The sequence below is a fragment of the Streptomyces sp. NPDC055239 genome (assembly GCF_053606205.1).
The window spans coordinates 25,032-47,530 of record NZ_JBSGRD010000010.1 but is presented as its reverse complement, the minus strand read 5'-3'; the positions used below and the strand labels follow the sequence as shown (position 1 = coordinate 47,530).

The following is a 22,499-nucleotide window of genomic DNA, read 5'->3' as shown; positions in this document are numbered from 1 at the left end:
TCCAGGCTGTGGACAAACGGTTCTCCACAGCCTGGGATGGATGCAGTACGTCCATGGTAGGGAGGCGGGGGGACATGGCATCTGAACGAATGGCCGACGGGCGCGACGGTGATCGTCCGGAAAGCGGGTCCGGCGACCGCCAAGAGGGCCTGCCCCGCCCGCTCGACCCGATCGATCGCGACATCCTGCACATCCTGCACACGGACGGTCGCGCGTCGATACGGTCCGTGGCCGAGCGGGTCCATGTGTCACGGGCCAACGCGTACGCGCGCATCAACCGGCTCATCGACGATGGTGTGATCCGCGGCTTCGGCGCCCGGATCAACCACGAACGGGCAGGTCAGGGCGCGTCCGCGTACATCACACTCAAGATCGTCCAGAACACCTGGCGCACGGTGCGCGAGCACCTGCGCACGCTGCCGGGCGCCTCTCACATCGCGCTGGTCAGCGGTGACTTCGACGTGCTGCTCCTGGTGCACACACCGGACAACCGCGCGCTGCGCGAGCTGGTCCTGACCCGGCTGCAGTCCATCCCCGAAGTGCTCAGCACGCGTACGTTGCTGGTCTTCGAGGAGGACGACCTGGACCCGGAGAGCTGAGGAGAGCTGACCCGTCAGCCGCCGCTGCGCAGGCCCGCGAAGGCCAGTTGCACGACGGCGTCGGCGACCTGCTCGCCCGACGAGGCGCCACGGGCGTCGGGCTTGTACCACTCCACGATGGAGTTGATCATGCCGAAGAGCAGCCGGGTGGCGAGGCGCAGCTCGACGTCCGAGCGCAGGTCGCCGTCGGCGATGGCCTCCTTGAGCAGATCGGCGACCTGCTGGTCGAACTCCCTGCGCCGCTCCATGGCCCACCGCTCGGTGTCCGTGTTGCCGCGCACGCGAAGGAGCAGCGTCACATAGGGCAGCTCGGCGATCAGCACCTCGACGGTGCGGCGCGTGACGTGCTCCAGGCGCTGCACGGCGGTGCCCACGCGCGCGTGCTCCTCGGCGAGGATCCCGAAGAGCCCGTCGAGCGCCCGGCTCACCGCGCGGCGCAGCAACTCCTCCTTGCCGGACACATGGTGGTAGATCGAGGACTTGGAGATTCCGGCCGCCTTGGAGAGGTGCTCCATGGACGTGCCGTCGTATCCGCGCTCGTTGAAGACCCGGACCGCCACCGCCAGGAGGGTCTCCGGGGTATAGGTGTCGCGCCTGGTGGTGGTCATGCGGTGAGGTCCTCTCGCGCTGCCGCGCGGCGAAGCGCTCGGGACGGTGCGTAGCGGCCGGTGGGGTACTCCTGGTGCAGGCATTCCAGGATGTTGATGGCCCAGTGCAGGTTGAGCGCCTCGCCCCATTCGATCGGTCCACGCGGGTAGTTGACGCCCAGGAGCATCGCCGTGTCGATGTCCTCTCTGCTGGCGACACCGCGCGCGACGGCGTCCTGGGCGAAGTCGACGAGCATGGCGACGGTGCGGGACACGATCATCCCCGGGACATCGGCGATGACACTGACCTGCTTGCCCAGTGCCTGGAAGAGGCCCACGGCCTCGTGGAGCTGGTCCTCGCTCACCGCCACGGAGGGGGCCAGGGCGATCCTGGTCGCGGAACGGTAGTCCAGCGCGAGATCGAACTGGATCACCGCCCCCTCGGCGTCGTCCCCGGTGGAACCGTCACTCAGGAACATCCGCACACCGCTGGGCAGTTCGATATAGCCGGGGCGGTCGGGGTCGAAGGGCTCCTTGTACGGGATGTCGATCCCGGCTTCGTCGATCAGCTTGGCGACGTCGTGCGCCTGGAACAGGTCTCCGTGCAGCGTGACGGACGCCGGGGCCGGTGCGGGCGCCGCCGTGTGGGGCTCGGCGCGCGGGGTGTCGTCCCCGTACGCGTACCAGCCCTGACCCGACTTACGGCCCAGGCGGCGTGATTCGACGAGGCGGCGCTGGGCGAGCGACGGCGTGAACTTGGGGTCCTGGAAGAAGGACTCCCACACGGAGCGGGTGACGGCCTCGTTCACGTCCTGGCCGATGAGGTCCGTGAGTTCGAAGGGGCCCATCTTGAAGCCGCCGGATTCGCGCAGGACGGCGTCGATGGTGGCCGGGTCGGCGGCCCGCTCCTCATGGAGGCGCAGCGCCTCGGCGTAGAAGGGGCGGGCGATCCGGTTGACGATGAAGCCGGGGGTGTCCGCGCTGCGTACCGGCGTCTTGCCCCAGGCCCGCGCCGTCTCGTACGCGCGCGTGGCGGCCGTTTCGTCGGTCGCGGAGCCGCTGACGACCTCGACGAGGGGGAGGAGCGGCGCCGGATTGAAGAAGTGGAGGCCGACGAATCGGCCGGGCTTCTCGAGCGTGCCCGCGATGGCGGTGACGGAGAGGGAAGAGGTGTTGGTGGCGAGGAGACAGTCCTCGCCGACGATCTTTTCCAGCTCTTCGAAGAGGCTCTGCTTGACGGGCAGTTGTTCCAGGATTGCCTCGATGACGAGTCCGCACCCGGCAAGACCGGCGAGGCTGTCGACCGGTGTGATCCGGCTCCCGGCGGCCGACCGGTCGTCGGGGGTGAGCCTGCCCTTCTCGACGAGCCGGTCCAGGCGTGCGCCGATCGCGGCTGCCGCGGTCTTCGCCTGTCCCGCCACGGCGTCGTACAGCCGCACGGGATGGCCGGCCAGCAGGGCGACCTGGGCTATGCCCTGGCCCATGGTGCCGGTGCCGACCACGGCAACGGGGCTGCTGAGCTCGAGTGCTGTCATGCTCGCGATCCTCCCGCACGAGATGTCCGCCGGAGGGTGCGGGGGTGCCCGGCGAGAAGTTGTCCACAGGTTCGGCGGACCCCCTTGTCCCGACCGATCGTTCGGTTACTCTAGCTCTGTCTGTCTGTTCCTGCCCACTGCCCTGCCCAGCTCGCCGGCTCGACGAAGAGCCGGCTCGACGAGGAGTTGGTCCGATATGGCCGCCGAACTCACCGCGCACCAGCTGATCGCCACGCACCGGCCCACGCTCGACCAAGCGCTGGAAACGATCCGCACGCGCGCGTACTGGTCACCGCACCCCGAGCACCCCAAGGCCTATGGAGAGAACGGCAGCCTGAGCCTGCCCGAGGGCAAAGCCGCCTTCGACGCCCTCCTGGGCAGCCGCTTCGACCTCGACCAGCCGGGCACGGACGACTGGACAGGCGCGGAAGTCTCGCCGTACGGAACCGAGTTGGGCATCACCTACCCCCACCCGGACATCGACACGCTGCTGCCCGCGATGCGCGCCGGAATGCGCGCCTGGCGCGAGGCGGGCGCGGAAGTGCGCGCGGTGGTCTGTCTGGAGATCCTGTCGCGCATCAGCGCCCGCACGCACGAGATGGCGCACGCGGTCATGCACACCAGCGGCCAGGCCTTCATGATGGCCTTCCAGGCGGGCGGACCGCACGCCCAGGACCGCGGCCTCGAAGCGGTGACGTATGCGTACGCCGAGCAGGCGCGCACTCCTGACACCGCCGAGTGGTCCAAGCCCCAGGGCAAGCGCGACCCGATCGCCCTGGACAAGCGCTTCACGCCCGTGGCGCGCGGCATCGCGCTCCTGATCGGCTGCAACACGTTCCCGACGTGGAACGGCTACCCGGGCCTGTTCGCCTCCCTGGCCACCGGCAACCCCGTCCTGGTCAAGCCCCACCCGCGCGCGGTGCTGCCGCTCGCGCTGACGGTGCGCGTCGCGCGCGAGGTCCTCGCCGAGGCGGGCTTCGACCCGAACCTGGTGTGCCTGGCCGCCGAGCGACCCAGCGAAGGAATCGCCAAGACCCTCGCCGTGCGCCCCGAGGTCAAGATCATCGACTACACGGGCTCGACGGCCTTCGGTGACTGGCTGGAGGCCAACGCCCGCCAGGCGCAGGTCTACACGGAAAAGGCCGGCGTGAACACGGTCGTCGTCGACTCGACGGACAACTACAAGGGGATGCTGTCCAACCTGGCCTTCTCCCTGTCGCTGTACAGCGGCCAGATGTGCACGACCCCGCAGAACCTCCTGATCCCCCGGGACGGCATCGCGACCGACGCCGGAGCCAAGTCGTACGACGACGTGGTGTCCGACCTCGCCGCATCGGTGAACGGCCTGCTCGGCGACGACGCCCGGGCGAACGGCATCCTCGGCGCCCTCGTGAACCCGGACGTGAAGGCCCGCCTCGAGGCCGCGGCAGGTCTCGGCGAAGTGGCTCTCCCCTCACGGGAGATCAGCAACCCGGAGTTCCCGGACGCCGTGGTCCGCACCCCGGTGATCGTCAAGCTGGACGGCGCGAAGCCGGACGCAGAGGCGGTCTATCTGAACGAGTGCTTCGGCCCCGTCTCCTTCGCCGTCGCGGTCGACTCCTCCGCGGACGCCGTGGAGTTGCTGCGCCGCACGGTGCGCGACAAGGGCGCGATGACGGTCGGCGCGTACACGACGTCGGACGAGGTGTCCGGCGCCGTCGAGGAGACCTGCCTTGAGGAGTGCGCCCAGCTCTCCTTGAACCTCACGGGCGGCGTGTATGTGAACCAGACAGCGGCGTTCTCGGACTTCCACGGCTCGGGCGGCAACCCTGCGGCGAACGCCGCCCTGTGCGACGGCGCTTTCGTGGCCAACCGCTTCCGGGTGGTGGAGGTGCGCAGGGACGCCTGACGCCCCGCGGCGGGTTCAGGCCTCCGCGCCCGGAGGCCTGCCCGTCGGCCCGCTCGCCGACCAGTGGAAGAGCGTCATCCCGACGCTGGTGGCCAGGTTGTAGCTGGAGACCTGGGGCCGCATCGGCAGCGACACCAAGTGGTCGGCGCGCTCCCGCAGCTGCCCGGACAGGCCGCTGCGCTCGGACCCGAAGGCCAGCACGGCGTCGTCCGGCAGCTTGAGGCCTCGGATGTCCTCGCCCTCCGCGTCGAGCGCGAAGACCGGCCCCGGCGGCAGCTCGGAGACGTCCGTCCGCTCGACGGCCGTGGCGAAGTGCAGGCCGGCGCCGCCGCGTACGACCGTGGGATGCCAGGGGTCGATCGTGCCGGTCGTGACGACGCCCGTCGCCCCGAACCCCGCCGCGAGCCGGATCACGGCCCCGGCGTTGCCCAGGTTGCGCGGGTCGTCGAGGACGATGACGGGCGCGGTCCTCGGCATGCGGGCCAGCGCGTCGAGATTGGCCGCGCGGGAAGGGCGTACCGCGAGAGCGGCCACTCCGGTGGGATGCAGACGCGGCACAAGGGCGCGCAGGGTCGTGTCCGGGACCTGAACGAGGAGCGCGTCGAGGGCTTCCCTCACATCCGGCGCGAGCTCGTCGGCGAGGGCGAGGACAGCGGCCCTGTCACCGGCCAGCGCCGAGGGGATCACCGCTCCGAAGCGCAGCGCGTGCTTGATGGCATGGAAGCCGTCGAGGAGCACGGAGGTGTCCGCGATCCCCCGCCAGGCACGCACGGCATCGTCCGGATCACGCTGGTGCGTCCCGCTCATCCCGCGTACGTCCCGTTCATGAAGGGAAGCCTACGCGCGCGTGCTCGGTCGATTCCGGGGCCGGTTCCTCGTCCGACCCGCGCTGCCCCGGCACCGTGCCGCCGCGCGAGAACCGAGAAAACCGTGAGAACAGCGCTCCACGCGCGCGCGTCGTCCATGCACCGACCCGCCGCAGGAACGACGTCGGCAGGAACACCATGTCGGCCGCGATCATCGCGAGGGAGAAGAACGGCAGGCCGAGGACGACCGCGATGACCGCGTGCTCGCAGATCATGGCGGCGAGCAGAACGTTCTTGACGCGCCTGTTGAAGAGGGTGAAGGGGAAGGCGACCTGTACGGCGACCGTCCCGTACGTCACCAGCATCACCATGAGGCCGTGCGAGGCGAGCAGGTCGGAGAGCGCCGGCCAGGGGGAGAAGTAGTCGAGGCGCAGCGGGTAGTAGATGGCCGTGCCGTCCTGCCAGCGGCTGCCCTGGATCTTGTACCAGCCGGCCGTCGCGTAGATCAGACACGCCTCGACCATGATCACAAGGAGCGCGGCGTTGTGCGCGAGCTTGACGACGATGTCGAGCAGCTTGTGCGCCTCGCCATCGGGCGCGCGCCGTGAGACGGCCCACCACAGGCCGTGCGCCAGCCAGAGCCCCCAGAAGACCAGCGACCATCCCCCGCTGAGCTCCCCCATGAACGTCACCACGGAGAGACCGAGCCCAAGGACCCACCACAGCACGGGCCCGACCCTGTCGACGGGCGGCTCAGCCGTCTTCCCCCGCTCAGCCGTCTCCCCCCGCTCGACCGGTGTCTCCCCTTGTTCCACCGATGCCGCACGCGCGCGTGCGGCGCGCCGGGCGTCGAGCGACCAGACCTGACCACAGCGCGTGAACACCAGATAGGTCGCCATGAGGTGGATGACGTTGTCGCCGCCGTCGCCCATGAAGATGGAGCGGTTCTGCAGCGAGAGCACCCCGATCATGAAGATCACGGACATCGTGCGGGTGCGCCAGCCGAGCATCAGCAGGGCGCTGCTCAGGACGGCGAGCGCGTAGACGGTCTCGAACCAGATGCGCCCGTCGGACCACATCAGGGCCGTGAAGGCGTCGTTCTCCGCGATGAGCTGCTGGGCCATGTCCCAGCTCCACGGGCTGTCGGGCCCGTAGAGCTCGTGGCGGTGGGGGAGTTCGCGCAGCAGGAAGAGCAGCCAGGTCGCGGCGAACCCGATGCGGATCACGGCGGTCTGGCGGGGCCCCAGAGCGGACGAGGTGATCCGTTCGATGCCACGCCCGAGCTCGGAGCCGAAGCGGTTCATCGGGCGTCTCCCTCGGACTCCTGAGCCTTGCCCAGGGGCATGTCGTCGGCCGTCACGGACCACCACGACAACTGGCGGAGCACCGGTTTGGTGTTGACCTTCTCGTCGCTCCACTCAGGAGCCGTCACGTTCGTGGTCTTGGAGCGGACCTGGACGCGCTCGATGGTGGCGCCGCGCCCCATCGGCTCCTCGCGCTCGACGCGCATCACCACGATGCGGCGGATGTAGCGCTCCGAGAGCTCCCCGCGCAGACCGCGGGGACGATTCTGCGCGTCGTGCGCCCCCACATAGAAGTCCCAGGCCCTTCGCAGTTCGTTCTGCTGCGTGTGGCTGGGCAGCAGATTCCCGTCGATGGCGGCGCCGTCGCGCGCGGAGAGGCCGTACCAGCCGGTGGTCCGGATGGTTCCGTCATCTGTACGGATCTCGGCACGGGCCTGCACCGCGATGTTCTGCTGCATCGGGTTGGGCGCGAAGAGCTTCCAGTTCTGCTCGAACTCGGGGTAGATCCAGTCGTCGACGACCTGCCCGTGCTGCTTGGTCATGGTGTTCGCGGGGGCGACGTGGAGGAAGAGCATCCCGGTGTGGACGCAGGCCGTGACGGCGATGAGCGCCATCGCGAGCGCGCCCGCGACCTGGTAGCGCGGGGAGAGGGCGGCGAGGCCGGTGCGCTGCGGGGACGCGGCGGGGACGGCACCGGGGGGCGGCGGGGCGTCGACGGGCGGGCTCGGCGGCCCCTGCGCGTCAATCGGCGGCCCGCTCGGGTCTGCGGGTGGGATCGGCGGGTCGTGCGGGTCGTGCGGGTCGGCGGGTGGGATCGGCGGCTCGTTCGGGTCTGCGGGTGGGATCGGCGGCTCGTGCGCGTTGTTGTCGTTCGCGTCCATTCCGCCCCGATTCCCGATCCCGGACGGTGGTGCGTCCATCGGCCCACCCGTCACACGGCTCTCTACCGCCCGCTTCGCACCGGAACGGTACTCATGCCTGCGCGCCAGGCACAGCGTCCGTGAAGTTATCCACAGGGTTGACACCTTATGGCGCTGAGCCGCACCATTGAATTCCACGAACCGAACGATCGGTCGGTCGGTGGCTAAAGGTCGAGGGGGACCGCGATGGCGACAGCAGCCGAGCATCAGACGGCCCGGTCCGAGCAGGACCGGGCAGCGGCCGACGCCGCACGCACAGCGGCGCACGAATCCGCTTTCGACGCCGCGGTCGCGGCCGACGAGCGCATCGAACCGCGCGACTGGATGCCCGACGCCTATCGCGCCTCGCTGGTCAGGCAGATAGCGCAGCACGCCCACTCCGAGATCATCGGCATGCAGCCGGAAGCCAACTGGATCACGCGCGCACCGTCCCTGCGGCGCAAGGCCATCCTGATGGCCAAGGTGCAGGACGAGGCCGGCCACGGTCTGTATCTGTACAGCGCCGCCGAGACTCTCGGCACCAGCCGCGACGAGCTGCTCGACAAGCTGCACTCGGGCCGCCAGAAGTACTCGTCGATCTTCAACTACCCGACACTGACCTGGGCGGACGTCGGCGCGATCGGCTGGCTGGTGGACGGCGCCGCGATCACGAACCAGGTCCCGCTGTGCCGCTGTTCGTACGGACCCTATGCCCGCGCGATGGTCCGCGTCTGCAAGGAGGAGTCGTTCCACCAGCGCCAGGGGTATGAATCGCTGCTCGCCCTCAGCCGGGGCACCGAGGCCCAGCACGCGATGGCGCAGGACGCGGTGGACCGCTGGTGGTGGCCGTCCCTGATGATGTTCGGCCCGCCCGACGACGAGTCGTCGCACTCGGAGCAGTCGATGACCTGGAAGATCAAGCGCCACTCGAACGACGAGCTGCGCCAGCGCTTCGTGGACATCTGCGTCCCCCAGGCCGAGTCGCTCGGACTCACCCTCCCCGACCCGGACCTCGTATGGAACGAGGAGCGGGGACAGCACGACTTCGGCCCGATCGACTGGACGGAGTTCTGGGCGGTCCTCAAGGGCAACGGCCCCTGCAACGACCAGCGGATCACCCAGCGCAGGAACGCGCACGAAGAAGGCGCGTGGGTGCGCGAGGCAGCGGCGGCGTTCGCCGCCAAGCACGGGGAGGCGAAGGCATGAGCAGCTCGACCGAATGGCCGCTGTGGGAGGTGTTCGTGCGCTCCCGCCGCGGGCTCTCCCACACCCACGCGGGCAGCCTGCACGCACCGGACGCGGAGATGGCCCTGCGCAACGCCCGCGATCTGTACACCCGCAGAAGCGAAGGCGTCTCGGTCTGGGTCGTGCCGTCCACGCAGATCACCGCCTCCTCGCCCGACGAGAAGGACTCCTTCTTCGAACCGGCGGGCGACAAGCCCTACCGCCACCCGACCTTCTACGACATCCCGGACGGGGTGAAGCACCTGTGACCACGCCACTGACCCCCACGGCCACCGCCACCGCCCTCGCCCTGGGCGATGACGCGCTGGTGCTCTCGCACCGCCTTGGGGAGTGGGCGGGCCACGCACCCGTCCTCGAAGAAGAGGTCGCCCTCGCGAACATCGCCCTCGACCTGCTCGGCCAGGCACGCGTCCTGCTCTCCCTGGCGGGGGACGAGGACGAACTGGCCTATCTGCGCGAGGAGCGCGCCTTCCGCAACCTCCAGCTGGTCGAGCAGCCGAACGGCGACTTCGCCCACACCATCGCCCGCCAGCTCTACTTCTCCACCTACCAGACCCTGCTGTACGGCCAGCTGGCGAGCAAGGACAGCACATTCGCCCCGCTGGCGGCGAAGGCGGTCAAGGAAGTCGCCTATCACCAGGACCACGCGGAGCAGTGGACGCTGCGGCTCGGTGACGGGACGGCGGAGAGCCATGAGCGGATGCAGAGCGGTCTTGACGCGCTCTGGAGGTTCACCGGGGAGATGTTCCAGCCGGTGGAGGGCCTCGACGGCGCGCACGGCGCGCAAGGTGTCGACTGGCCGGCGCTGCGCGAGAGCTGGACGGCCTCAGTGACCGCCGTCATCGAGAAGGCGACCCTGACCGTGCCCACCGGTCCACAGGAAGGCGCCTGGGCCGCCGGCGCGGGCCGCCAGGGACTGCACACCGAATCCTTCGGGCGGATGATCGCCGAGATGCAGCACCTGCACCGCAGCCACCCGGGGGCGTCATGGTGACCACCGCCCTGGAAGAGGAGCTCCTGGCCCTCGCGGGCTCCGTGCCCGACCCGGAGCTGCCGGTCATCACGCTCGCCGAGCTCGGGGTCCTGCGCGGCGTGCACGTCCGCGGCATCGGCAAGGTCGACGTCGAGCTGACCCCCACGTACACCGGCTGCCCGGCCATAGAGGCCATGACCGCCGACATCGAGCAGGTGCTGCGCGAGCGCGGCATGGCGGAGATCTCCGTGCACACCGTGCTCTCTCCCGCCTGGTCGACGGACGACATCAGTGCCGAGGGCCGCCGCAAACTGGCCGAGTTCGGCATCGCGCCACCGCGCCCGCACAGCACCGGTGAGCCGATACCGCTCACCCTCTCGGTCCGCTGCCCGCACTGCGGATCGACCGACACCGAACTGCTCAGCCGCTTCTCGTCGACGGCCTGCAAGGCCCTGCGCCGCTGCGTCGCCTGCCGTGAACCGTTCGACCACTTCAAGGAGTTGTGATGGCACGCTTCCACCAGCTCCGGGTTGCGGCGGTCGAGCGGCTCACCGACGACTCCGTGACGCTGACCTTCGATGTGCCGCCCGCACTGCGCGAGCAGTATGTGTACGCACCGGGGCAGCACCTGGCCGTCCGCCGTTTCCTCGACGGCACCGAGATCCGGCGTACGTACTCGATCTGCGCCCCCGCGCCCCACCCCGAACGGCCGTCAGAGCCGCGGACCCTGCGGGTCGGCGTGCGCTTCGTCGAAGGCGGCGCCTTCTCGACGTACGCCCTGAAGGAAGTCGCCGTCGGCGATGAGCTGGAGGTGATGACCCCGGGCGGACGCTTCACGCTGGATCCGGCGCCCGGGCGCTATGCGGCGGTGGTCGGTGGCAGTGGGATCACGCCGGTGCTCTCCATCGTCACGACGCTCCTGGAGCGCGAACCGAGCGCCACGTTCTGCCTCATCCGCAGCGACCGCACGACCGCGTCGACGATGTTCCTGGAGGAGGTCGCCGACCTCAAGGACCGCTGGCCGGACCGGTTCCAGCTGGTCACGGTGCTCTCCCGGGAGGAGCAGCAGTCGGGGCTCGACTCCGGACGGCTCGACGAGGAGAGGCTCGGCAAGCTGCTGCCCGCGCTCCTGCCCGTCGAGGATGTCGCGGGCTGGTTCCTGTGCGGTCCGTTCGGTCTGGTGCAGGGAGCGGAGAAGACACTGCGCCGCCTGGGCGTGACACGTCAGCGCATCCACGAGGAGATATTCCACGTGGACGACGGCCTCACCTCGTCGGCGCTCACCTCGCAGTCGACCGCCGCCATAGCGGCCGCCCCCGCGCACAGCACCGTGACGGTGACACTCGACGGGCGCTCGGGCACCTGGCCGGTCCAGGAAGGGGAGTCCTTGCTGGACACCGTCCTTCGCAACCGCGCGGACGCGCCGTACGCGTGCAAGGGCGGGGTGTGCGGAACCTGCCGGGCCTTCCGGGTCTCGGGCGAGGTGCGGATGAACCGCAACTTCGCACTGGAGCCGGAGGAGACGGAGGCGGGGTATGTGCTCGCGTGCCAGTCCCATCCGGCCACGGACACCGTGGAGTTGGACTTCGACCGCTGAGACCCGCACTGCTGCCGTAACTGCTCCCTTCGCCGTTCCGTTCACTGCTCCCTTCGCTGTTCCCTTCCCGTAGAACCTGTTCTATCTTGACGACCCGTCAGAAACGGCGGACGTACGGGCTAGTACAGACACAGAGCCGTCGGGCCGGTGCACGGGAGGACAAGCAGTGGACTTCACCTTCACCGAGGAACAGCAGGCGGCCGTCGAGGCGGCGAAGGCGCTCTTCGCGTCCGTCGCACCCGACGGCGTGCCGAGCCCGGCCCTCGTGCCGGGCGCCGTCGCCGAGGACTTCGACCGTGCGCTGTGGGCCAAGCTCGCCGGAGCCGACCTGCTGAGCCTGCTCATCGACCCCGAGCACGGCGGTGCGGGCCTGGACGCCATCGCCCTCTGTCTGGTGCTGCGCGAGTCGGCGAAGAGGCTCGCCCGGGTTCCGCTCCTGGAGAGCGGCGCGGCGGCGTATGCCGTGCAGAGCTACGGCGGCGAGGAACTGAAGCAGCGGATCCTGCCCGGGGCCGCACGCGGAGAGCTCGTCCTGACCGTCGCGGCGAACGGCCGCAGCGGACACGGCCCCGCCGAACTGTCCGTCACCGCACGGCAGGACGGCGACAGCTGGCTGCTCGACGGCACGCAGACAGCCGTGCCCTGGGCACAGAACGCCGACTTCACCGTGGTGCCCGCCCACACCTCCGCCGGCCGGACCGTCCTCGCCCTGATCCCCCGCGTACACGAAGGCCTCACCCTCGCCGAGCAGGTGTCCACGAACGGTGAGCGCCTCGGCGAGCTCAGTCTGGATGCCGTACGGATCGGCGGCAGTGACGTCATCGAGGCCGACGGGGCCTGGGACTGGCTGCGCGATCTGCTCGCCACCGGGACCTGCGCGCTCGCGCTCGGTCTCGGCGAGGGCGTGCTGAGCATGACCAGCGAATACACCAGCAAGCGCGAGCAGTTCGGCTTCCCTGTCGCCACCTTCCAGGCCGTGGCAGTTCAGGCAGCCGACCGTTACATCGACCTGCGCGCGATGGAGGTCACCCTCTGGCAGGCCGCCTGGCGCATCAGCTCGGGCGCGAGCGGCGCGCTGCCCGCCACGGGAGACGTGGCCGTCGCCAAGATCTGGGCGTCGGACGGCGTACGCAGGGTCGTGCAGACGGCACAGCACCTGCACGGCGGCTTCGGTTCCGACACCGACTATCCCCTGCACCGCTATCACGCGTGGGCCAAGCAGCTGGAGCTGTCCCTCGGCCCGGCCGCGGCGCACGAGGAGGCACTGGGCGACCTGCTCGCCGCCCACCCCCTCGGCTGAGGCGGCCCCGGGTATCCCCAGGTATCTAGATCACGGTGCCCGGCTGACCCTTGTCGTCGATGACGGGGCGCCCCGCCGCCTGCCAGCTCTGCATGCCGCCGTCGACGTTCACCGCGTCGATACCCTGCTGGAGGAGGTACGTGGCGACCTGCGCCGAGCGTCCACCGACCCGGCAGATGACATTGACCTTGCCGTCCTGCGGGGCGGCCTCGGTCAACTCGCCGTAGCGGGAGACGAACTCGCTCATCGGGATGTGCAACGCACCCTCGGCGTGACCCGCCTGCCATTCCTCGTCCTCGCGGACGTCAAGCAGAAAGTCGCCGCCGGTGAGGTCGCCGACGCCGACCGTGGGCACGTGAGATCCGAAAGCCATGCCCTGACGCTACCCGACGGCCCGGCAGACCGACCAAGAGGCCGACGAGGTCAACGACGTCAATGAGGTCGGCTAAGAGGTCAGCCGCGCAAGCTCGCCCTCGCGCTCGGTGACCTGCGCGAGCAACTGCTCGGCGATCTCCTCGAGAAGCTGGTCCGGATCGTCCGGCGCCATCCGCAGCATCGCGCCGATCGCACCCTCCTCCAGCTCCCGGGCGATCACGGTGAGCAGCTCCTTGCGCTGGGCGAGCCACTCCAGGCGTGCGTAGAGCTCTTCGCTCTTGCTCGGCCACTGCTGCTCGGCCACGGGACCGGCGGCCCACTCCTCGGACAGCTCCCGCAGCAAGGCCTCGTCCCCACGGGCGTACGCGGCGTTCACCCGCGTGATGAACTCGTCGCGGCGTGCGCGCTCCTGGTCCTCCTGGGCCAGGTCGGGGTGGGACTTGCGGACGAGCTCGCGGTAGAGCTTGCGGGCCTCGTCGCTCGGCCGCACCCGCTGCGGCGGCCGCACCGACTGATCGGTCAGCATCGCGGCGGCCTCCGGATAGAGACCCTCGCCGTCCATCCAGCCGTGGAACAGCTCCTCGACTCCCGGCATCGGCATGACCCGCGCCCGCGCCTCGTCCGCCTTGCGCCGGTCCTCCGGGTCACCGCTCCGGGCCGCGAGGGCCTCGGCGATCTCCGCGTCCAGCTCGTCCAGGCGCGCGTACATCGGGCCGAGCTTCTGGTGGTGGAGCCGGGAGAAGTTCTCCACCTCGACCCGGAACGTCTCGACGGCGATCTCGTACTCGATCAGCGCCTGCTCGGCCACCCGGACCGCCTTCTCGAGACGGTCCTCCGGCCGCGCGGCGCCGCCCTGCCCCGCCGCCCCGTCAGGGGCCTCGCGACCAGCGGTCACGGGATCGGGATCAGGCGTCTGGGGCTGCGTCGGCTCGGTTTCCGGGGTCGTCACCCGTCCAGCGTAGGCCACCGTGACACGGCCCCGGACGAGTGGCGGTCCGCGCCGCCAGGTCCCCCCGGCAGACCCGCTCCGCACACCTCCGGTGGGGGCCCTCCCTCCCCCTCCCCCCCTCGCCCTCCCCGCCTCACACCTCCACCTCACACCCCCACCTCACACCCCCGCCTCCGCAGCCACCCGCCCCTCCTTGACCGCACGCACCAGCTCCCCGTGGTCCGCCTCCGTCCGGTTCGCGTACGTCACCGCGAACGCCGCCACCGCCGTGTCCAGCTCGTCGTTCTTCCCGACGTACCCGGCGATGAGCCGCGGATCGGCGCTGTGCGCGTGCGCGCGGGCCAGCAGAGCCCCGGTCATCCGGCCGTAGTCGTCGATCTGGTCGGCGGCGAGCGCCGCCGGGTCCACGCTGCCCTTGCGGTTCCTGAACTGCCGTACCTGGAAGGCCCGCCCGGCCACCGTCGTCCACCCCAGCAGGAAGTCGCTGACCACCTGCATCCGCTTCTGCCCGAGCACCACCCGGTGCCCCTCGTGCGCGACCTCCGGCACCGCGAAGCCCGCCGTGGGCAGATGCGGAAGCAGCACGGAGGGCCGCGCCTCCTTGACCTGGAGCACCAGCGGCTCGCCCCGGTGGTCGAGCAGCAGCACGACGTACGACCTCAGGCCCACGCTGCCCGTGCCCACGACGCGGAAGGCCACGTCCTGGATCGCGTACCGCGCGAGCAGCGGCAGCCGGTCCTCGGACAGCGTGCCCACGTACTCGCCGAGCGCGGAGGCGACCTCCTCCACCTCCGCGTCCGGTATCCGCCGCAGCACCGGCGGTGCGTCGACGAAGCGCCGACGCCCCGCGCGTCCGCCTTCGCCCTCGACGCGCTCGGTCGATTTGGCGGCGAACCGGGCGCTCGTGTTGTGCCGGGCCTTCTCGGAGACGCTCTCCAGGGTGCCGAGCAGGTCCCGGGCGTCCGTGTGCGAGACCAACTCCTCGTCCGCGATGGCGTTCCACGCGTCGAGCGCAGGAAGCTTCGCGAGCAGCCGCATCGTGCGGCGGTAGGACCCCACCGCGGCGAACGCCGCTTCCCGGCAGACGTCCTCGCCGGCCCCCGCCTCGCGCCCCGCGAGCACGAGGGATGCCGCGAGCCGCTTCACGTCCCACTCCCAGGGCCCGTGCCCCGTCTCGTCGAAGTCGTTCAGATCGATGATCAGGCCGCCCCGCGCGTCCGCGTACAGGCCGAAGTTCCCCGCGTGCGCGTCGCCGCATATCTGGGCACCTATCCCCGTCACCGGGGTCCGCGCGAGGTCGTACGCCATCAGACCGGCGGAACCGCGCAGGAAGGCGAAGGGTGAAGCGGCCATCCTGCCCATCCGGATCGGCGTGAGCTCGGGGAGCCTGCTGCGGTTGGCCTCTTCCACTGCTTCGACCGGATCGGGCCGTCCTTCGTCCTCGGCGAACCACTCGTGCGAGGCGCGGCTGACCTGCTCACGCAGCGCCTTGCCCGCCCGCTTCGGCGAAACCCCGGAAACCCCCGAACCCGCCGGGTCACCCGAACCCGCCGGACCCGCCGAATCCGCCGACTCCTGCGAGGCCCACTCCGCGAACCCCTTCACGTACGGCAGCCGCGCACCGTTGATCCCCGCCATGACCACCCCCACCGTCCAGACCGTCACACCGTCACAGGCGGCCCTTCCTGGGCCTCACCTGCTGGGCCTCACCTGGCATGAAGGTACCGCCGGGCGCCCATCGTCGTCAGAGCCTGTGGACAACCCACGGCCTGTGGACAACTCGACACGCCGACCAGCCGCTCGTGACATACATCACCAAGCCGGAGCACCTCTGGAACAAGTGCCCCAGCACAACGAGAAGCGGGCCCCCACCAGGACTTTCGTCCTGATGGAGACCCGCTCCACATGGTGCGCGAGGGGGGAGTTGAACCCCCACGCCCTTTCGGGCACTGGAACCTGAATCCAGCGCGTCTGCCTATTCCGCCACCCGCGCATGGGTGTTGTCTTGGGCTTCTCACCGCTCCGTGCCGCTTGTTGCGAACACTGTTCGGTGCGAGCGCCTTCCGACATCCAGAAGATTAGCACGCTGGCGAGGGTGGATTCACATCCGTATTCGGGGGCACCTGCCCAGGTGATCCGCCGAGATCCGGGCCCGACCGACCGACTTCCGCCGTACTCGGCGAAGCTGCACAGCCGGGTGCGGGACACTGGTTTGAGGCCCCCTCTACGATCCCTGTCAGAGGAGCTGTCGGAGGAGTTGTGAGAGGCGACACTCATCGACTGGGCAGACAGGGGGAACCAGCCGATTTCCCGCTGCGTGGATACGATCAGTAAGCAGTACCAGGATGACTACGACGGAGGAGGTGCCCCATGGGAGTCATGAAGAAGTTCGAACAGCGACTCGAAGGTCTCGTCAACGGCACCTTCGCCAAGGTGTTCAAGTCCGAGGTCCAGCCCGTCGAGATCGCCGGCGCCCTTCAGCGCGAGTGCGACAACAACGCGACGATCTGGAACCGCGAGCGGACCGTCGTCCCCAATGACTTCATCGTGGAACTCAGCGCGCCCGACTTCGAACGTCTGAGCCCGTACTCGGGACAGCTCGGCGACGAACTCTCCGGAATGGTGCGCGAGTACGCCAAGCAGCAGCGGTACAGCTTCATGGGCCCCATCAAGGTCCACCTGGAGAAGGCCGAGGACCTCGACACGGGTCTGTACCGGGTGCGCAGCCGCACGCTCGCGTCCAGCACCTCGCAGAGCCCGGAGAGCGCCCCCGGCGGCTCCACGGGCCCCTCGGGCCCGGGCGCCACGAGCGCCGGCCACAGCCCCGCCAGGCCCCCCGCGGGCGGCGCAGGCGGCGGCTACGGCTACCCACAGCCCCCTCAGCCCTCCAGCGCGCCTCCCCCCATGCCCGCCGCGCCGCCCCCGGGCGGCCGTCCCGGCGGGGCCTCACCGGCACCGAGCCGCCCCCAGGGACCCGGCGCCGGGCCTCTTCCGGGTGCGCAGGTGCGGCGCTGGATCGAGATCAACGGCAACCGCCATCAGATCTCCCGCCCGACGCTGGTGCTGGGTCGCAGCACCGACGCCGATGTGCGGATCGACGACCCCGGCGTATCGCGCCGGCACTGTGAGATCCGGACCGGAACGCCCTCGACGATCCAGGATCTCGGGTCTACCAACGGCATCGTGGTAGACGGGCAGCACACCACCCGCGCTACGCTCCGCGACGGCTCGCGGATCGTCGTGGGCCAAACCACCATCGTTTATCGGCAAGCCGAAGGGTGAAGCGGGGGCAATGTCAGAGCTGACCCTGACGGTCATGCGGCTGGGTTTCCTAGCCGTTCTGTGGCTGTTCGTGATCGTGGCCGTCCAGGTCATCCGTAGCGACCTGTTTGGAACACGTGTCACACAGCGCGGCTCGCGCCGTGAGAACGCGCGACCGCAGCAGGCCGCACGCCAGCAACAACAGCAGGCGGCAACGCCACCTCCCCAGCGCCAGCAGCAGGGGGGCGGACGGCAGCGCCGTGGCGCCCCCAGCAAGCTGGTCGTATCCGAAGGGATCCTCGCGGGCACGACGGTCGCCCTGCAGGGTCAGACGATCTCGCTGGGCCGGGCACACGATTCGACGATCGTGCTCGACGACGACTACGCGTCGAGCAGGCATGCCAGGATCTACCCGGACCGTGACGGCCAGTGGATCGTCGAGGATCTCGGGTCCACCAACGGCACGTATCTGGACCGGACCCGACTCACCACCCCGACGCCCGTTCCGCTGGGCGCGCCGATCCGCATCGGCAAGACCGTCATCGAGCTGCGGAAGTAGTACGACAATGAGCGAGCGGAGCGAGCGAGCCGACGCGGTCCACACACTGGACGCCAGCGCGCTCCCGACCGGAGGGTGGGCACCGTGCGGATGTACCCGGAGCCGACGGGCGAGGTGCGCATGAGTCTGTCTTTGCGCTTCGCCGCCGGATCGCACAAAGGCATGATCCGGGAGGGGAACGAGGACTCCGGTTACGCCGGTCCACGTCTCCTCGCGATCGCCGACGGCATGGGGGGCCAAGCCGCGGGTGAGGTGGCGAGCTCCGAGGTGATCTCGACGCTCGTCACCCTCGACGACGACGTGCCGGGATCGGACATCCTCACGTCGCTCGGCACCGCCGTGCAGCGGGCCAACGACCAACTGCGCCTGATGGTCGAGGAGGACCCCCAGCTCGAGGGCATGGGGACGACCCTGACCGCCCTCCTGTGGACGGGCCAGCGTCTGGGCCTCGTCCATGTGGGCGACTCACGTGCCTACCTCCTTAGGGACGGCGTCCTCACGCAGATCACCCAGGACCACACCTGGGTGCAGCGCCTCGTCGACGAGGGCCGGATCACCGAGGAAGAAGCCACCACCCACCCGCAGCGCTCTTTGCTGATGCGCGCGCTGGGCAGTGGCGAGCACGTCGAACCGGACCTCTCCATCCGTGAAGTCCGTTCCGGCGACCGCTATTTGATCTGCTCGGACGGTCTCTCCGGCGTCGTCTCGCACCAGACGATGGAAGACACCCTCGCGAGCTACCAAGGCCCGCAGGAGACCGTGCAGGAGCTCATCCAGCTCGCGCTGCGCGGCGGTGGACCCGACAACATCACGGTGATCGTCGCCGATGTCCTGGACATCGACAGCGGCGACACTCTCGCGGGACAGCTCTCCGACACCCCCGTGGTCGTCGGCGCGGTCGCCGAGAACCAGCTCCAGTCGCAGGACGACGGCGCCATGCAGACCCCCGCGGGGCGCGCGTCGGGTCTTGGCCGTCCGGTGCCTCCGCAGCCCTCAGGAGGCGGCTTCGGGCCGCCCGGGAGCGGCGACACGGCCGGGTACGTTCCCGAGGGGAGCTTCGGCGCGTACAGCGACGAGGACTTCGTGAAGCCCGGCGGCGGCCGCAAGTGGCTCAAGAGATCGCTCTACACCGTGCTCGCCCTGGCGGTCATCGGCGGCGGCCTGTACGGCGGCTACCGCTGGACCCAGACCCAGTACTTCGTAGGCACGAACGAGAAGAACGTCGCCCTGTACCGCGGCATCGACCAGGATCTGGCGTGGGTCAGCCTGTCGAAGGTCGAGGAGAACTACCCGAAGATCGAACTCAAGTACCTGCCGCCGTACCAGCGCAAGCAGGTCGAGGCGAGCATCGAAGAGGGCAACCTCGACGACGCCAAGAGCAAGATCGAGGAGCTCGGCCTGCAGGCCTCGGCCTGTGAGAAGGACGCCAAGCGCCGCGAGGCCGAGCGTGAGAACGCCAAGCCCGGCGAGGGCGAGGCGGGCGGCACCACCGGTCTGTCCGCCAAGGCCCCCACCGACGATCCGACCGATCCGAACGCCCCGTCGTCGGGCACGAACGACAAGAACGACAAGAACAGCACGACCGACAAGAACAAGTCCAAGACCGCACCGACTCCCACACCCGGCCCCAGCCTCTCCCAGGACGAGGAGAAGCTGGTCCCGCTGTGCGGTAAGCAGTAAGCAGCCGTTGGGGGCCTCTGCACGCCATGAGCAGTAGCACTACACACACGTCGACCATCGGCGCGATCGGGGCGCCGAGCAGGCGCAACACCGAGCTCGCGCTCCTCGCGTTCGCCGTCGTCATCCCGCTGTTCGCCTACATCAACGTAGGTCTCGCGATCGACGGCAAGATGCCGACCGGCATGCTCGGTTACGGCTGTGGTCTCGGGCTGCTCGCGTCCGTGTCCCACATCGTGGTGCGCAAGTTCGCGCCGTACGCCGATCCGCTGCTGTTGCCCCTGGCCACGCTCCTGAACGGCCTCGGTCTGGTCGTCATCTGGCGGCTCGACCAGTCGGAGCGGCTGCAGAACCTCGCCAACTTCAGCCCGGCCGCGCCGAACCAGCTCATGTACTCCGCGATCGGCATCGCCCTGTTCGTCGGCGTACTGCTCCTGCTCAAGGACCACCGCGTCCTGCAGCGCTATACGTACATCTCGATGGTCGGCTCCCTGGTTCTGCTGCTGTTGCCCCTGGTTCCCGGGCTCGGCATGAACGTGTTCGGCGCCAAGATCTGGATCCGCGTCGGCGGATTCTCCATCCAGCCCGGCGAGTTCGCGAAGATCGTCATCGCGATCTTCTTCGCGGGCTACCTGATGGTGAAGCGCGACGCCCTGGCCCTTGCCAGCCGCCGCTTCATGGGCCTGTACCTGCCGCGTGGCCGTGACCTGGGCCCGATCGTCGTCGTCTGGATCATCTCGATCCTGATCCTGGTCTTCGAGACCGACCTCGGTACGTCGCTGCTGTTCTTCGGCATGTTCGTCGTGATGCTGTACGTGGCCACGGAGCGCACCAGCTGGATCGTGTTCGGCATGCTGATGTCCGCGGTCGGCGCGGTCGGCGTCGCCTCCTTCGAACCGCACGTCAAGCAGCGCGTCGCCGCGTGGCTCGACCCCCTGCACGAGTTCGAGCTGAGCCAGCAGGGCGTGATCGGGCACTCCGAGCAGGCCATGCAGGCCCTGTGGGCCTTCGGATCCGGCGGCACCCTCGGCACCGGCCTCGGCCAGGGCAATTCCGACCTGATCAAGTTCGCCGCCAACTCGGACTTCATCCTCGCCACCTTCGGCGAGGAGCTCGGCCTCGCCGGAATCATGGCGATCATGCTCATCTACGGGCTGATCGTGGAGCGCGGTGTGCGCACGGCCCTCGCCGCGCGCGACCCGTTCGGCAAGCTCCTCGCGATCGGCCTGTCCGGCGCCTTCGCCATCCAGGTCTTCGTGGTCGCGGGCGGCGTCATGGGGCTCATCCCGCTGACGGGTATGACCATGCCGTTCCTCGCGTACGGCGGTTCATCGGTGATCGCCAACTGGGCGCTGATCGGCATCCTGATCCGCATCAGCGACACGGCCCGCCGCCCCGCGCCCGCCCCCGCTCCGAATCCCGACGCCGAGATGACCCAGGTGGTCCGACCGTGAACAAGCCCCTGCGCCGGATCGCGATCTTCTGCGGGCTCCTCATCCTCGCCCTGCTCGCCCGGGACAACTGGCTCCAGTACGTCCAGGCCGACACCCTCGCGAAGGACGAGAAGAACCCCCGCGTCACCATCGAGCGGTATGCCACGCCACGCGGCGACATCATCGTGGACGGCAAGCCGGTCACCGGCTCCAAGGAGACCGGCGGCAGCGACCTCAAGTACAAGCGGACGTACAAAGAGGGCCCCATGTGGTCCCCGGTCACCGGCTTCGCCTCGCAGAGCGTCGGCGCGACGCAGCTGGAGTCCATCGAGGACGGCATCCTGACCGGCAACGACGACCGGCTCTTCTTCCGCCGCAGCCTCGACCTGCTGACCGGTGAGAAGAAAGAGGGCGGCAACGTCGTCACGACGCTCAACTCGGACGCGCAGAAGGCCGCGTACAAGGGTCTGAAGGGCCTCGGCAAGGGCGCGGTCGCCGCGCTCGACCCCTCCACGGGCGCGATCCTGGCCCTCGCCTCCGCTCCTTCGTACGACCCCTCCAGCTTCGCCGGAACGGACGGGGCCGCCTTCCAGAAGCTGGACAAGAACAAAGACCAGCCGATGCTGAACCGCGCGCTGCGCGAGACGTACCCGCCGGGCTCCACCTTCAAGGCGGTCACCGCCGCGGCGGCCCTGGAGCACGACCTGTACAGCGACATCGACGCGCCCACCAAGTCCCCGCTGCCGTGGACGATGCCCGACACCCAGACCCCGCTGCCGAACGAGGGCAACATCCCCTGCAAGAACGCCTCGCTGCGTGAGGCGCTGCGGGTGTCCTGCAACACCGTCTTCGGCAAGATCGGCTCGGACCTCGGCAAGGACAAGATGCTCGAGACGGCCGAGAAGTTCGGCTTCAACGAGCAGCAGTTCGTGCCGGTCCGCTCGAACGCCTCCGTCTTCCCCAAGAAGATGGACAGGCCGCAGACCGCGCTCTCCTCCATCGGCCAGTTCGAGACGGCCGCGACGCCGCTGCAGATGGCCATGGTCGCCTCGGCCATCGCCAACGACGGCAAGCTGATGGAGCCGTACATGGTCAGCGAGCTGCAGGCGCCGAACCTCGACGTGATCGAGAAGCACTCGCCCAAGGAGATGAGCCAGCCGCTCTCCGAGGAGAACGCGCAGAAGCTCCAGGACATGATGCAGACGGTCATCAACGAAGGCACCGGCAAGAACGCCAAGATCCCGGGCGTCACCGTCGGCGGCAAGACCGGTACGGCTCAGCACGGCGTCGACAACAGCGAGAACCCCTACGCCTGGTTCATCAGCTACGCCAAGACCGACTCCGGTTCGCCGGTGGCCGTCGCCGTGGTCGTCGAGGACAGCAAGGCCGGCCGCGACGACATCTCCGGTGGTGGTCTGGCCGCCCCCATCGCCAAGGACGTGATGCAGGCGGTCCTCGACAGCAAGAAGTGACCCCCGTCACGACTCCTCCACATCAGTGCACGTTGCGATA

Annotated in this window: 21 protein-coding genes and 1 tRNA gene; 13 read left to right on the top strand and 9 right to left on the bottom strand. The window is 69.5% G+C overall.

The genetic code is table 11. The annotated features are described in order from the left end of the window. Nucleotides 1–89: 89 nt before the first annotated feature. The gene (locus ACWFRJ_RS28485; protein WP_453537642.1) at nt 90–599 is read left to right on the top strand and encodes an Lrp/AsnC family transcriptional regulator; all 510 of its coding nucleotides are present in this window, start codon (nt 90–92) and stop codon (nt 597–599) included. A 14-nt stretch (nt 600–613) separates the two neighbouring features. Here ACWFRJ_RS28485 and ACWFRJ_RS28480 read toward each other — a convergent pair whose 3' ends face one another. Both ACWFRJ_RS28480 and ACWFRJ_RS28475 read right to left on the bottom strand, forming a co-directional pair. Further along, complete coding sequence (locus ACWFRJ_RS28480) at nt 614–1,207, bottom strand: TetR/AcrR family transcriptional regulator (RefSeq protein ID WP_453536845.1); 594 nt, start codon at nt 1,205–1,207, stop codon at nt 614–616. Further along, on the bottom strand, nt 1,204–2,721 hold the full coding sequence (locus ACWFRJ_RS28475; RefSeq protein WP_453536842.1) for a 3-hydroxyacyl-CoA dehydrogenase: 1,518 nt from the start codon (nt 2,719–2,721) through the stop codon (nt 1,204–1,206). Before ACWFRJ_RS28475 ends, ACWFRJ_RS28480 begins: the two co-directional genes overlap by 4 nt. 196 nt (nt 2,722–2,917) lie before the next feature. Between ACWFRJ_RS28475 and paaN the strand changes: the two genes are divergently transcribed. Further along, nucleotides 2,918–4,609: a phenylacetic acid degradation protein PaaN gene (paaN, locus tag ACWFRJ_RS28470; protein ID WP_453536839.1), complete on the top strand. Its 1,692-nt coding sequence runs from the start codon at nt 2,918–2,920 to the stop codon at nt 4,607–4,609. 15 nt (nt 4,610–4,624) lie between these two features. On the opposite strand, the gene ACWFRJ_RS28465 is transcribed toward paaN, so the two are convergent. Genes ACWFRJ_RS28465 through ACWFRJ_RS28455 form a run of 3 tightly spaced genes read right to left on the bottom strand, consistent with a single transcriptional unit; the run spans nt 4,625 to nt 7,639 of the window. Continuing rightward, on the bottom strand, nt 4,625–5,416 hold the full coding sequence (locus tag ACWFRJ_RS28465; RefSeq protein WP_453536836.1) for a TrmH family RNA methyltransferase: 792 nt from the start codon (nt 5,414–5,416) through the stop codon (nt 4,625–4,627). Nucleotides 5,417–5,432: 16 nt separating this feature from the next. Beyond that, nucleotides 5,433–6,719 (bottom strand): HTTM domain-containing protein, encoded by a 1,287-nt coding sequence (locus ACWFRJ_RS28460; protein ID WP_453536833.1) that lies wholly within the window; start codon nt 6,717–6,719, stop codon nt 5,433–5,435. Beyond that, on the bottom strand, nt 6,716–7,639 hold the full coding sequence (locus ACWFRJ_RS28455) for a DUF5819 family protein (RefSeq protein WP_453536831.1): 924 nt from the start codon (nt 7,637–7,639) through the stop codon (nt 6,716–6,718). The genes ACWFRJ_RS28460 and ACWFRJ_RS28455 overlap by 4 nt, the downstream gene beginning before the upstream one ends. A gap of 186 nt (nt 7,640–7,825) precedes the next feature. Here ACWFRJ_RS28455 and paaA point away from each other — a divergent pair, with 186 nt between their 5' ends. The 6 genes from paaA (at nt 7,826) to ACWFRJ_RS28425 (ending at nt 12,733) form a co-directional block, all read left to right on the top strand. Further along, nucleotides 7,826–8,824 carry a 1,2-phenylacetyl-CoA epoxidase subunit PaaA gene (paaA, locus tag ACWFRJ_RS28450; protein WP_453536828.1) on the top strand — a complete coding sequence of 333 codons (999 nt, stop codon included), beginning with the start codon at nt 7,826–7,828 and terminating at the stop codon, nt 8,822–8,824. Continuing rightward, entirely contained in the window at nt 8,821–9,111 is a 291-nt protein-coding gene (gene paaB, locus ACWFRJ_RS28445) for a 1,2-phenylacetyl-CoA epoxidase subunit PaaB (RefSeq protein ID WP_453536825.1), read from the top strand. The genes paaA and paaB overlap by 4 nt, the downstream gene beginning before the upstream one ends. Then, complete coding sequence (gene paaC / locus ACWFRJ_RS28440; RefSeq protein WP_453536822.1) at nt 9,108–9,857, top strand: 1,2-phenylacetyl-CoA epoxidase subunit PaaC; 750 nt, start codon at nt 9,108–9,110, stop codon at nt 9,855–9,857. Before paaB ends, paaC begins: the two co-directional genes overlap by 4 nt. After that, nucleotides 9,851–10,342, top strand: coding sequence for a 1,2-phenylacetyl-CoA epoxidase subunit PaaD (gene paaD, locus ACWFRJ_RS28435; RefSeq protein WP_453536819.1), 492 nt, complete (start codon nt 9,851–9,853; stop codon nt 10,340–10,342). The genes paaC and paaD overlap by 7 nt, the downstream gene beginning before the upstream one ends. Continuing rightward, complete coding sequence (locus ACWFRJ_RS28430) at nt 10,342–11,433, top strand: 2Fe-2S iron-sulfur cluster-binding protein (RefSeq protein WP_453536816.1); 1,092 nt, start codon at nt 10,342–10,344, stop codon at nt 11,431–11,433. Before paaD ends, ACWFRJ_RS28430 begins: the two co-directional genes overlap by 1 nt. Nucleotides 11,434–11,599: 166 nt before the next feature. Continuing rightward, on the top strand, nt 11,600–12,733 hold the full coding sequence (locus ACWFRJ_RS28425; protein ID WP_453536813.1) for an acyl-CoA dehydrogenase family protein: 1,134 nt from the start codon (nt 11,600–11,602) through the stop codon (nt 12,731–12,733). Nucleotides 12,734–12,758: 25 nt separating this feature from the next. Here the strand turns inward: ACWFRJ_RS28425 and ACWFRJ_RS28420 are convergent, their stop codons facing one another. The 4 genes from ACWFRJ_RS28420 to ACWFRJ_RS28405 form a co-directional block, all read right to left on the bottom strand. Beyond that, entirely contained in the window at nt 12,759–13,088 is a 330-nt protein-coding gene (locus tag ACWFRJ_RS28420; RefSeq protein ID WP_453537640.1) for a rhodanese-like domain-containing protein, read from the bottom strand. 90 nt (nt 13,089–13,178) lie between these two features. Then, entirely contained in the window at nt 13,179–14,057 is an 879-nt protein-coding gene (locus tag ACWFRJ_RS28415) for a J domain-containing protein (RefSeq protein WP_453536810.1), read from the bottom strand. A gap of 159 nt (nt 14,058–14,216) precedes the next feature. Further along, nucleotides 14,217–15,695, bottom strand: coding sequence for a DUF2252 domain-containing protein (locus tag ACWFRJ_RS28410; protein ID WP_453536808.1), 1,479 nt, complete (start codon nt 15,693–15,695; stop codon nt 14,217–14,219). Between the two features lie 268 nt (nt 15,696–15,963). Then, nucleotides 15,964–16,050, bottom strand: a tRNA-Leu gene (locus ACWFRJ_RS28405). A gap of 377 nt (nt 16,051–16,427) precedes the next feature. Here ACWFRJ_RS28405 and ACWFRJ_RS28400 point away from each other — a divergent pair. The 5 genes from ACWFRJ_RS28400 (at nt 16,428) to ACWFRJ_RS28380 (ending at nt 22,459) form a co-directional block, all read left to right on the top strand. Continuing rightward, nucleotides 16,428–17,339 carry an FhaA domain-containing protein gene (locus ACWFRJ_RS28400; protein WP_453536805.1) on the top strand — a complete coding sequence of 304 codons (912 nt, stop codon included), beginning with the start codon at nt 16,428–16,430 and terminating at the stop codon, nt 17,337–17,339. A 10-nt stretch (nt 17,340–17,349) separates the two neighbouring features. After that, a complete protein-coding gene (locus tag ACWFRJ_RS28395) occupies nt 17,350–17,877 on the top strand; it encodes an FHA domain-containing protein FhaB/FipA (protein WP_389902531.1) in 528 nt (175 codons plus the stop codon). A gap of 120 nt (nt 17,878–17,997) precedes the next feature. Beyond that, nucleotides 17,998–19,557, top strand: coding sequence for a Stp1/IreP family PP2C-type Ser/Thr phosphatase (locus tag ACWFRJ_RS28390; protein ID WP_453536800.1), 1,560 nt, complete (start codon nt 17,998–18,000; stop codon nt 19,555–19,557). A gap of 26 nt (nt 19,558–19,583) precedes the next feature. Further along, complete coding sequence (locus tag ACWFRJ_RS28385) at nt 19,584–21,008, top strand: FtsW/RodA/SpoVE family cell cycle protein (RefSeq protein WP_453536797.1); 1,425 nt, start codon at nt 19,584–19,586, stop codon at nt 21,006–21,008. Further along, a complete protein-coding gene (locus ACWFRJ_RS28380; protein WP_453536794.1) occupies nt 21,005–22,459 on the top strand; it encodes a peptidoglycan D,D-transpeptidase FtsI family protein in 1,455 nt (484 codons plus the stop codon). Before ACWFRJ_RS28385 ends, ACWFRJ_RS28380 begins: the two co-directional genes overlap by 4 nt. Nucleotides 22,460–22,499 lie beyond the last annotated feature (40 nt).